This window comes from Micromonospora sp. ATA51 (genome assembly GCF_016802855.1).
Lineage (GTDB): Bacteria > Actinomycetota > Actinomycetes > Mycobacteriales > Micromonosporaceae > Micromonospora > Micromonospora sicca.
Window position 1 is genome coordinate 29,634 of record NZ_JAEVHJ010000021.1, and the last position, 11,068, is coordinate 40,701.

Genomic DNA, 11,068 nt, shown 5'->3' on the forward strand with positions numbered 1-11,068 from the left:
CATCACGCCGAACCGTCCGCTGCCCGCCTTCCAACGGCGCAACCTCGTCCGCTGGTTCCGCCGCCACGCCCGCTCGGTGGACGGGACGGCACCGCTGGGCGAGGTGACCCTGCTCGCCGACTCCTTCACCACCTTCACGGAGCCGGGAATCGGTCGGCAGCGGTGGAGCTGCTGGAAGCCGCCGGCTGGACGGTCCGGCTGGAGAGCGGGGGATGTTGCGGTCGCGCCAGCTTCTCCAAGGGCCTGCTCGACGACGCCAGAAGGAAGGCAGGGTCGCTGGCCAGAAGGTTGGCCCGCTCGTCGACGCCCGGATCTCCGATCGTCGGGTGCGAGCCCTCGTGCATCCTGACCCTGCGCGACGAACACCGGCAACTGCTTCCCGACGACCCTGACGTGCGGGATGTCTCCGGCCGGGTGCGTCAGGTCGAGGAACTGCTGGTCGAGGCCATCGACTCCGGCCGGCTGCGGCTCGCCGAGTCGGGGCTGTCCGGCCGACGCATCCTCTACCACGGGCACTGCCATCAGAAGGCCGAGGTCGGTACGGCCGCCACCGTGGCGTTGCTGCGCCGCATCCCCGGCGTCGAGGTGGTCGAGCTGGACGCCGGATGCTGCGGAATGGCGGGTTCGTTCGGGTTCGAGTCCGAGCACTACGAGCTGTCGATGGCGGTGGGCAACGACCGGCTCTTTCCGGCCGTCCGGGCGGAGCCGGCCGACACCGTGGTGGCTGCCACCGGCGTGTCCTGCCGTCAGCAGATCCGGCACGGCACGCAGCGGGTCGCCCGGCATCCACTCGAGCTGGTCCGCCAGTCGTTGGCCGCGAGCTGACCATCGGCAGCCGCTGACCCAGGTGCCGGCCGATGACCGGAGGGTGGGCGCAACGGCGCGTTCCCGGTGCGGCCCCGGCGGCGCTGCTGTCGCAGCCCCGCCGGGGTTCACCTGCTGCTCATGCTTACTTCTCGGAGGAAACCTGGTACGCCGGAAGGGTGAGGAAGTCGGCGTAGTCGTCCGCCAGGGCGACCTCGAGGACCAGCTTCCGGGCCTGGGCGAACCGCTCCTCGTCGAACTGCTCCTTCCCCAGGGCGTCGCAGATCTTGGCCAGCTCCTCGTCGAGAATGCGCTCGACCAGCTCGCCCGTGACGGTCGTACCGGTGTCGAGCTCGACGTCGTTGTGCACCCACTGCCAGATCTGCGACCGGGCGATCTCGGCGGTCGCCGCGTCCTCCATCAAATTGTTGATGGCCACCGCACCGTTGCCGGCCAACCACGAGGCGAGGTACTGCACCGCGACGCTGATGTTGTTGCGCAGCCCGGCCTCGGTGACCGCGCCGGGGGTGCTTCGCACGTCGAGCAACTGGTCCGCGGTGACCGAGACCTCCTCGCGCAGCCGGTCGAGCTGATTCGGCCGGCCACCGAGCACCCGGTCGAAGACCTCCTGGCAGATGGGCACCAGGTCGGGGTGCGCGACCCACGAACCGTCGAAGCCGTCCCCGGCCTCCCGCTCCTTGTCCTCGCGGACCTTCGCCAGCGCCAGCTGGTTGACCTGCGGATCACGTCGGCTGGGGATGAAGGCCGCCATCCCGCCGATCGCGAACGCCCCGCGCTTGTGGCAGGTGCGCACCAGCAGCTCGGTGTAGGCGCGCATGAAGGGGGCCGTCATCGTCACCGAGTTTCGGTCCGGCAGCACGAAGTCGGCGCCGGAGTCGCGGAAGTACTTGATGATGCTGAACAGGTAGTCCCACCGGCCGGCGTTGAGGCCCGACGCGTGCTCCCGCAGCTCGTAGAGGATCTCCTCCATCTCGAACGCCGCCGGCATCGTCTCGATCAGCACGGTCGCGCGGATCGTGCCATGGGCGATGCCGAGCCGCTGCTGCGCGAAGGTGAACACCTCGTTCCACAGCCGCGCCTCGAGGTGGCTCTCCATCTTCGGCAGGTAGAAGTACGGGCCACTGCCCCGGCGCAGGAGTTCCTCGGCGTTGTGGAAGAAGTACAGGCCGAAGTCGACCAGGGCGCCCACGACCGGCCTGCCGTCGACGAGCAGATGGCTCTCGTCGAAGTGCCAGCCGCGCGGTCGCACCACGATCGTCGCGAGTCGCCTGTCCTCGCGCAGCGCGTACTCCCGGCCGTCCGGGGAGGCGAAGGAGATCGCCCGGCGCACCGCGTCGTACAGGTTGATCTGCCCGCCCACGACGTTGCCCCAGTGGGGCGTGTTCGCGTCCTCGAGATCGGCGAGCCAGACCCGGGCGCCGGAGTTGAGGGCGTTGATCGTCATCTTGCGCTCGGTCGGTCCGGTGATCTCCACCCGGCGGTCCCGCAGGTCGTCAGGGGCTGGAGCGACGGTTCACGCGGTCTCCCGCACCTCCCGCGTCTCGGGCAGGAAGTCGAACCGGTGGCTGCGGGCGACGGCGTCCCGGCGCTGGCGGCGCAGGTCGAGCAACTCGTCGCGGCGGGCGCCGAACAGCTCCTGCAGCTCGGCGACGAAGGCCAGCGCCTCGGGGGTGAGAATCTCGTCGCCGCGCGCCACCGGGCCGCCGGTCACGTCGATCTCGGGCATCCGGATCACCTTCTCCTGTCTCCCGCGGCCGATCTGGCCGAAGTCTTCGGCGCGGCACGAGCCGACCCCGCCGGGCGCCGATCCGCGCCCTTCATCATTGTGGATAATAATTTCCGCTTTACGGAAGTCAAGGGGAGGGGCGCGGAGGAGCCCCGGTCACGCCGGATAGACTTCTGCGATGCGGAAATAGCGCCGCGTGGCCGGTGACCCTCCCAGGCGCATCCGGGCGAAGGAGGATCTGAGTGACCGAGTCGAACCTGGACCTGGCTGCCGACGGCCCGCAGCCGAAAGGTCGGGTGCCCGGTGGCGTCCAGTCGCTGGAAAGAGCCTTCGAGCTGCTCGAAATCATGGCGGACGCCGGAGGCGTGATCGGACTGTCCCGGCTCGCCCAGGAGTCCGGGCTCGCGCTGCCCACCATTCACCGGCTGATCCGTACCCTGGTCGACCTCGGCTACGTCCGGCAGGAGCCGTCCCGGCAGTACTCCCTGGGCCCCCGCCTCATCCGGCTCGGCGACAGCGCGAGCCACCTGCTGGGCACCTGGTCCCGGCCGTACCTGTCCCGACTCGTCGACGCCCTCGGCGAGAGCGCGAACCTCGCGATGCTGGACGGTGACCGCGTCGTGTACGTGGCGCAGGTCCAGTCCAGGCAGTCGATGCGGATGTTCACCGAGGTCGGACGGCGCGTCTTCCCGCACTGCACAGCCGTGGGCAAGGCCCTGCTCGCCCACCTGCCGCCGAGCGACGTGCATACGCTCCTCGAGCGCACCGGCATGCCGGCCCAGACCGAGCACACCATCACCGAACCACGCCGGTTCGCCGAAGAGATCGACCGGGTACGGGCCCAGGGCTACGCCATGGACGACGGCGAGCAGGAGATCGGCGTGCGCTGTGTCGCCGTACCGGTGCTCGGCATCGCGAACCGGCTGGCCGTCTCGGTCTCCGGGCCGGCGCCACGCATGACGCCCGACGTGGTCGAGCGGGCCGTACCGCTGCTGCGTCAGGCCGCCGAGGACCTGGCCGACGAACTCAGCGTTCCCCGTTCCGCGGGACCGGATCGCATCGCCGGCTGACGCCCGGCCCGGTCGTCAGAGCAGGGCTGTCGCCGCGGCGTGCGCGCGGGCCCGCTCGACGTACCCCGCGGCGTCGCGCACGATGCCCACGCGTTCCGCCTCGGAAAGGTGACGCCGCACCCGTGCGGGCAGACCCGCGACCAGCGAGCCGGGCGGGACCACCGCACCCGCCAGCACCACCGCACCGGCGGCGACCAGCGAGCCGGAGCCGATCCGGGCGCCGTTGAGGACGACGGCTCCCATGCCGATCAGGACGTCGTCCTCGATGGTGCAGCCGTGCAGCACGGCGCGGTGCCCGACGGAGACCCCCGAACCCACCACTGTCGGAAAGTCCGGGTCGGCGTGCACGACGCAACCGTCCTGGATGTTGCTGCCGGCGCCGATGCTGATGTCCTCGGTGTCGGCGCGCAGCACGCAGCCGTACCAGACGCTGGCACCGGCCGCCAGCCGGACGGAGCCGACGATGGTGCAGCCCGGCGCCGCCCAGGCCTCGGGATGGATGTTCGGCGTGCGGTCACCGAAGTGGACGACCAGCGCTTGAGTGCTCACGATCGGGGCGCCTCCAGTCCAAGGGCAGTGTCGGAGCGGGACCGGCCGAGCCGTTCCAGCCAGGCCTCCGCCGCGGCCGAGCGGCCGCCGAGCGAGTGGCCGAGTTCGAGGACGAAGGTGTGCTGCCCATGGTCGGTGAGCATCTCGAGGACCTCCTGCGGGTCCCCGCGCTCCAGGGTCGCCAGGATCGCGCGGTGCCGTTCGACGATTCCCCACAGCCCCTCGCCGGCCACCCTGGCCCGCTGGTTCATGCCCATGCAGAGCCGCATCTGCAGAGACAGGGAGCGGTAGGAGTCCTCGAGCCGGCGGTGGCCGGCCAACCCCACCACGGCCAGATGGAAGTCGAACGCGCGATCCGTGACCGTCGCGGCGTCGCCGGCCCGGGCGGCGTCCTCCAGGTCACGTAGCGCCGCCCGGCAGCGCTCGAGACGATCCGGCGATCGCACGGGTACGCCGAGCTCGACCGCCATCCGCTCAAGCTGATCGCGGAGCGTGAAGATCTCGTACACGTCGTGCAGGTTGATCGGGACGACGATCACCCCGCGCCGGGGCTGCTGGACGAGCAGGCCCTCCTGCTCCAGCACGCGCAACGCCTCGCGCAACGGCGGCCGGGACACACCGAGCTGGTGAGTGAGCTGGTTCTCCACCACGCGGTCACCCGGCTGCAACTCGCCGGTGAGGATCATCTTCCGCACGGCGTCCGCGGCGAGCCGCGCCATGCTCGGCGGAGGCGCGATCCGGCGGGCCGCCTCGTCGGGCCTCGTCACCGTCGTCCTCTCCGCCATCGGAACTCCTCGCCACGGGCCTTGTCTTCTGTAGACAACGGTGGACTCTACCGGTAGCTTTCCCATCCGAACACCCTGTGCTCTCCCGTGCGGCACGGGTTGTCCCGTGATCACGTACCGGCGCCGATCACCCGGAGGCAGGTCGATGACCAACGAACGCACGCCGCCCCTGACCGGAGTGACCGTGTTGGAGATCGGGGCGTTCATGGCGGCGCCGTTCGCCGCCCTGCAACTCGCCGACCTCGGGGCGAAGGTCATCAAGGTCGAGCACTCGACCGGCGGTGACCCCGTACGCCAGACCGGTCCGTTCCTCGGGACGGAGAGCTCGCCGTTCGTGCGCATCAACCGCAACAAGCGCTCGGTCGCCCTAGACCTCAAGTCGCCGGACGCGCGGTCGGCGTTCCTCCGACTGGTCGAGCGGGCCGACGTCCTCGTCGAGAACCTCCGCCCCGGCGCCATGCGCCGTCTCGGTCTCGGTTACCAGGACCTGCGGGAGATCAACCCCCGTCTGGTGTACGCCTCCGGCTCCGGCTGGGGGCAGGACGGGCCGCTCGCGAATCTGCCGGGGTTGGACATCATGGCGCAGGCGCGTAGCGGGCTGATGAGCATCACCGGCCACCCCGGCGGTCCACCGGCGAAGGTGGGCGTGCCGATCTGCGACCTGGTCTGCGGCCTCTACCTGGCGCTCGCGGTCACCGCCGCGCTCAGGGAACGGGACCGCTCCGGAACGGGGCAGCACATCGACGTTTCGCTGTTCGAGGCCGGGGTGTCCTTCGCCGTCTGGGAGGCGGGAAAGTACTTCGCAACCGGCGAGGTGGGTGGCCCGATGGGCTCGGCGCACCAGAGCAACGCTCCGTACCAGGCGGTGCACAGCAGCGACGGCTACGTGACGATCGGCGCCACCACCCCCCGCAACTGGCAGGCGTTCTGTGCGACCCTCGGGCTGACCCGGCTGCTCGCGGACCCGCGCTACGCGGACGCGTTCTCCCGGCTGGAGAACCGCGCGGAGCTGATCAAGAGCATCGAAACCGTGACGAGCACGATGAGCACGGCGGAGATCATCGAGCGGCTCAACAAGGCCGGCGTGCCGTGCGCCCCGATCGCCGACTACGGCGAGGTCTTCACCGACGAGCACCTCGCGGCCCGCGGCTTCTTCTGGGACGCCCCGCACCCGACCCTGGGGTCGGTGCGCCAACTCGGCTCGCCGATGCGCATGTCCGAGACCCCGGTTCAGCGCGCGGGCGCGGGTCCCGTCCTCGGCGCCGACACCCGGGAGGTGCTGCTCGCCGCCGGTTGCGGCGCGGCGGAGATCGATCACCTCGTCGCCTCCGGCACCGCCCTGGCCGACGACGTCGGCGTCGCCACGACCACGAGCTCCGCCACGACAACGACGACCAGGAGGTAGGCAATGCCCTCGTCGCCCGGTTCCCGCTCCGAGGTCCTGGTGGAAAAGCAGGGCCCGGCCCTCGCCGTGACCTTCAACCGACCCCGGCAGCGCAACGCGATGACGTGGGCGATGTACGACGGCCTGTACCAGGCGTGTGAACGGGCCGACGCGGACGACGACGTGCGGGTGCTCGTGCTGCGCGGGGCGGGCGAGGACGCCTTCGTCGCCGGCACCGACATCAGACAGTTCGCGGACTTCACCGGCGGCGCCGACGGGGTCGAATACGAGCGGAAGATCACGCGGGTGCTGGACCGGCTGGAGGACGTCAACGTGCCGACGGTCGCGGCCATCCGTGGCTACTGCGTCGGCGCGGGCCTGGCGATCGCCGCCGTGTGCGACCTACGACTTGCCACCCCCGACGCGCGGTTCGGGATCCCCATCGCCAGGACCCTGGGAAACTGCCTGTCGATGCCCACCTATGCGCTGCTGCTGCACCACCTCGGGCCGGCCGCACCCTGGATCTGCTGCTCAACGCGACGTTCTACTCCGGTCGGGAGGCGCACGCGGCGGGCTTCGTGGCCGAGTCCACGGAGGATCTCGACAAGGCCGTCCAGCAGACCGTCGACCGCCTGGCCGGGCATGCCCCGCTGACCATGTGGGCGACGAAGGAGGCGATCCGACGGCTACGCCGGGGCCGCGCCGACGGCGACGACATCGTCTCCCGGGTCTACGGCAGCGACGACTTCCGAGCCGCCGTCCGGGCCTTCACGGCCAAGCAGCCGACGACATGGACCGGACGGTGACCACGATGCGACGAGGGAGCGGAGAAGTGCTGCTGCCGGCCTTGTCCGGGGCGTTCGGTGACGACGCGGACGCGATCCGGGTCGGGGACCAGCGGGCGTCCCGGGAAGCGGTGTTGTCCGCCGCCACCGCCCTCGCCGACCGCATCGCCGGCGGCGACGCGGTGGCGATCTGGGCGACCGCCAGCATGGAGACCGTGGTGGCGGTCGTGGCCGGCCTGCTCGCCGGGGTGCCCGTCGTACCGGTGCCACCGGACTCCGGCCCCACCGAACGGGACTACCTGCTGCGCGACTCGGCCGCCTCGCTGCTGCTCGTCCCCCCGGCCAGCTACGGCACCGCGCCGCTGGCAGGTACGCGAGTCCCCGTCGCCGCTGTCGACCTGACCGGACGCTCGGCCACCAGCTATCCCGAACCCGCGCCGCAGAGCACCGCGCTGATCCTCTACACCTCCGGCACCACCGGAGCGCCGAAGGGAGCCCTCATCCCGCGGCAGGCGATCGCCGCCGACCTGGACGCGCTCGCGGACGCATGGTCGTGGACCCCCGACGATCTGTTGGTGCACGGCCTCCCCCTGTTCCACGTGCACGGCCTCGTGCTCGGTGTACTGGGAGCACTTCGGGTCGGGTCCCGGCTGGCCCACACCGCCCGGCCCAAGCCGGACGCCTATGCCGCCGCCGCCGGAACCCTGTACTTCGGCGTGCCGACCGTGTGGTCAAGGGTCTGCGCCGAGCCGTCCGCCGCCCGAGCCCTGTCGTCGGCCCGGCTGCTGGTCTCCGGCAGCGCACCGCTGCCGCTGCCCGTCTTCGAGCAGCTCGCCGAGCTCACCGGACAGCCGCCCGTCGAGCGCTACGGGATGACCGAAACGCTGATCACCGTCAGCAGCCGCGCGGACGGAGAACGCCGGCCCGGGTTCGTCGGCACGCGACTCGCCGGGGTGGACAGCAGGCTGGTCGGCGAGGACGGCACCCCGGTCGCGCCCGACGGTGAGTCCCCGGGCGAACTCCAGATACGTGGACCGATCATGTTCAGCGGGTACCTCAACCGGCCGGAGGCCAACCGGGAGTCGTTCACTTCCGACGGCTGGTTCCGTACCGGGGACATCGCCACCATCGACCCCGACGGGTGGCACCGGATCATCGGCCGCGCCTCCATCGACATGATCAAGAGTGGCGGGTACCGGATCGGCGCGGGCGAGGTGGAGAATGCGCTGCTCGCCCACCCCGCGGTCCGGGAGGCCGCGGTGATCGGCGCGCCCCACCCCGACCTCGGGCAACAGGTGGTCGCCTACGTGGTCGCCGACGCGGTGACCGAGGCGCAGCTCATCGAGTTCGTGGCCGGTCGGATCTCCGCGCACAAACGCCCGCGGCAGGTCCATCTGGTCGAGCAACTACCTCGCAACGCGATGGGCAAGGTGCAGAAGAAGCTGCTCGCCGGCGGGTGAACGCGGCCACGACGCGGCCGGTCAGGACGGCACGGTCACGGAGATGTGTGCCCACGTCTGGGTGAACCAGAGCTCGCCGTCCACGGTGAGAGGGCGCATGCCGGTCGGAGCGTCGCCGGAGAGCTCCCCGGACAGCTCCTCCTCGATCTGACGAGCGACATCGCCACCTGTACCGGCCTGCTCGAGCCACGGACGAAGCGGACGCTCGACGTCGAAGACGTCGGACGTCTCGACCGCGGCCCCGGCCGACGTGAGCAGCCGGAGGATGGCCTCGGCACCGAGCATCGCTCCGTGGGACGGGTCGCGCAGCCGCTCCACCCGGTCGGGGTCGCCGGGCAGCTCCGGCTTGATCACCATGTCGGCAACCACCACCCGCCCGCCGGCGCGGCACACCCGCACCATCTCGGCCGCGACCTTGTCCGGCTCGGCCACGTGGTGCAGCGAGAACCTGGAGATCACGAGCGAGAACGAGCCGTCGAGGAAGGGCAGTCGCGCCGCGTCGCCCCGCTGGAACACCACGTTGGACACGCCTTCGGCGTCGGCCCGCGCCTTGCCCGTCTCCAGCATCTCGGGAGTGGCGTCAAGCGCGGTCACGTGCCGGGTACGCACGGCGAGCCCGCGGGCGACCAGTCCGGTGCCGCAGGCGACGTCCAGGCAGACATCCTCGGGGTCCGGCCTCGCGAAGTCGACGAGGCGCTGGAGATGCCGGGTGAAGGCACCGTTGAGACGTGCGTCCTCGAAGCTGCCAGCCTGCCGGGCGAACTCCCGCAGGATCAGGTCATGGCGTACCACGTCATTGTCTCTGGACCGCATCGCAGGCGCTTCCTTAACAGCCGGAACGAGACCGGAGACGTTAATGGTAGAACGTTCACCAGGTCCAGGCCCGGTGCCTCGGCGTCAACGCGATGGGGCAGAAGGCCGGATCAGCTGGTGACGGCGGTCCGGTCGATGAGCGGGCCCAGCGTGACGGACTCGTCCACGCCACGGCCGACGACCAAATCGCGGAAGCGCTCCGCGAGCCGGTCCGCGAAGGACCGCGCCATGGCTTCGTGGACGTAGAAGCGGTTGGCGGCCGTGCACGCCTCACCGTTGTGGCGCAGCTTAGCCTCCATCGGCTCGTCCATCGCGTGGTCGTGGTCCTCGAACGACGGACAACGAGCGTGGTCGGGCGGCACCCGGTGCCGCCCGACGGCTTGTTCTAGTTGCTGCCCTCGTCGTGCGGGACGGTGACGGTGACCGTGCAGCCGACCGGTCGCCCGATCTCGTCGTGGCCGGCGTACGTCAGGTTGTACACCCGGTCCCCGCCGTCTCCGGCCCGTTCCGCCCGTAGCATGCCGCTGGTGTCCGGCGTGTCGGTGGTAAAGCCGCTGGCGTCCGCGGCGTCACCGCCGGTCACGCCGGTCAGGGTGAACGCCCTCGGGCCGAGCACACCGTCGCGAAGGTCCACCGTCACGGTGACGTCGACCAGTTCGTGGTTCGGCGGCCAGAGGACCGGTCGGTCCACCGCACAGTCCAGCTGCCGCACCGGCACCGGGTTGGCGAGGGCTGCGGTAGCGTGCCCGATGGTCGCGGTGAGTCGGCCGCCGGCCTCGTAGTACATGTGCGCGGTACGACCATCGAAGTAGAACGTCGGCGCGGCCGATCGTCCGAGGTCGGGCCCACCAGGCATCGAGTCGTGCACGATGCCGAGGTGGATCTCCTGGTCGAAGTCCGCTCCGACGTCCACCGCGTGCATGTTGCCGTCGGCGGCGTGGTAGATCACCAGGTTGCGGTCGTACCAGCGCAGGAAGAACGGCCCTGAGGCGTTCGGGCCTTCGATGCCCTGCGGGGTCACGATCGGTTCGGGTTGGATCGTCCAGGTCCGCGCGTCGTTGGAGACCGCCCAGCGGATCCGCCGGGACACCGGCCCGGTCGGGCCGGGCAGCGCCGCGGTGGGATTGTCCATGAAGAGCATCAGGTACCGGGTGCCCAGGCGCGGCACGGACTGCTCGAACACCCGGGCGTAGGAGGTTTCCCCGCCGGTCGTGTCGTCCCGGCTTACCGCAGTGCCGCCGTAGCTGAAGTGGATACCGTCGTCGGAGGTGGCGTAGCGGGTGATGGAGTTCTCGCCGTGGAAATAGAGGAACAGCTTGCGCTCGCCCTCGATCCACACCGCGTGTGGTGAGGAGACGTGGCTGACCGTGGAGTAGTGCGGCAGCCAGGTGTTGCCGATCAGCGGGTTGGCGGCGTACTCGGTCCACGGGCCGTCGATCGAGTCGGAGTAGGCGAGGGCGATCCCGCCGGGACGCTCATGGGGGGCGTAGTACATGTAGTAGGTGCCCCGCGGGTTCGGGAAGTAGTCGGCGGCCCGGATGACACTCGGGAAGATGAACTCGTTGGTCGGGTTGTAGGCGAGCGCGCTCTTGTCGAACGCGGTACCGGCGTAGGTGAAATGCGGGAAGTCGAGTGCCGCCTCGGCGGTGGCGGGCGCGGCGCCGCCGACGG

General features: G+C 70.7%; 11 protein-coding genes and 1 pseudogene. 6 read left to right on the plus strand and 6 right to left on the minus strand.

Annotated elements, in window-relative coordinates; translation table 11 throughout:
* The first annotated feature begins 162 nt into the window (after positions 1-162).
* Complete coding sequence (locus JNW87_RS06180) at positions 163-825, plus strand: heterodisulfide reductase-related iron-sulfur binding cluster (RefSeq protein WP_238453266.1); 663 nt, start codon at positions 163-165, stop codon at positions 823-825.
* Positions 826-949: 124 nt separating this feature from the next.
* Here the strand turns inward: JNW87_RS06180 and aceB are convergent.
* A pseudogene (aceB, locus tag JNW87_RS06185) lies at positions 950-2,551 on the minus strand (malate synthase A).
* Positions 2,552-2,793: 242 nt separating this feature from the next.
* Here aceB and JNW87_RS06190 point away from each other — a divergent pair.
* A complete protein-coding gene (locus JNW87_RS06190; RefSeq protein ID WP_309233915.1) occupies positions 2,794-3,621 on the plus strand; it encodes an IclR family transcriptional regulator in 828 nt (275 codons plus the stop codon).
* A 15-nt stretch (positions 3,622-3,636) separates the two neighbouring features.
* Here JNW87_RS06190 and JNW87_RS06195 read toward each other — a convergent pair whose 3' ends face one another.
* Positions 3,637-4,170: a gamma carbonic anhydrase family protein gene (locus JNW87_RS06195; RefSeq protein WP_238453267.1), complete on the minus strand. Its 534-nt coding sequence runs from the start codon at positions 4,168-4,170 to the stop codon at positions 3,637-3,639.
* On the minus strand, positions 4,167-4,955 hold the full coding sequence (locus JNW87_RS06200; RefSeq protein WP_238453268.1) for a GntR family transcriptional regulator: 789 nt from the start codon (positions 4,953-4,955) through the stop codon (positions 4,167-4,169). The genes JNW87_RS06195 and JNW87_RS06200 overlap by 4 nt, the downstream gene beginning before the upstream one ends.
* A 145-nt stretch (positions 4,956-5,100) precedes the next feature.
* Here JNW87_RS06200 and JNW87_RS06205 point away from each other — a divergent pair, with 145 nt between their 5' ends.
* The 4 genes from JNW87_RS06205 to JNW87_RS06220 are packed head-to-tail and all read left to right on the plus strand — an operon-like array spanning position 5,101 to position 8,584.
* Positions 5,101-6,360 carry a CaiB/BaiF CoA-transferase family protein gene (locus tag JNW87_RS06205; protein ID WP_238453269.1) on the plus strand — a complete coding sequence of 420 codons (1,260 nt, stop codon included), beginning with the start codon at positions 5,101-5,103 and terminating at the stop codon, positions 6,358-6,360.
* Positions 6,361-6,363: 3 nt separating this feature from the next.
* Positions 6,364-6,993, plus strand: coding sequence for an enoyl-CoA hydratase-related protein (locus JNW87_RS06210; RefSeq protein ID WP_238453270.1), 630 nt, complete (start codon positions 6,364-6,366; stop codon positions 6,991-6,993).
* Positions 6,994-6,995: 2 nt separating this feature from the next.
* Complete coding sequence (locus JNW87_RS06215; protein WP_238453271.1) at positions 6,996-7,145, plus strand: hypothetical protein; 150 nt, start codon at positions 6,996-6,998, stop codon at positions 7,143-7,145.
* A complete protein-coding gene (locus JNW87_RS06220; RefSeq protein WP_238453272.1) occupies positions 7,130-8,584 on the plus strand; it encodes an acyl-CoA synthetase in 1,455 nt (484 codons plus the stop codon). The genes JNW87_RS06215 and JNW87_RS06220 overlap by 16 nt, the downstream gene beginning before the upstream one ends.
* A gap of 21 nt (positions 8,585-8,605) precedes the next feature.
* On the opposite strand, the gene JNW87_RS06225 is transcribed toward JNW87_RS06220, so the two are convergent.
* The 3 genes from JNW87_RS06225 to JNW87_RS06235 all read right to left on the minus strand — a co-directional run.
* Positions 8,606-9,397: a class I SAM-dependent methyltransferase gene (locus JNW87_RS06225; RefSeq protein ID WP_238453273.1), complete on the minus strand. Its 792-nt coding sequence runs from the start codon at positions 9,395-9,397 to the stop codon at positions 8,606-8,608.
* Positions 9,398-9,507: 110 nt separating this feature from the next.
* Entirely contained in the window at positions 9,508-9,759 is a 252-nt protein-coding gene (locus JNW87_RS39305) for an aldehyde dehydrogenase family protein (RefSeq protein ID WP_309233916.1), read from the minus strand.
* A gap of 23 nt (positions 9,760-9,782) precedes the next feature.
* Positions 9,783-11,068 (minus strand): hypothetical protein (locus tag JNW87_RS06235; RefSeq protein ID WP_238453275.1); only part of this gene is annotated, 1,286 nt, incomplete at its 5' end.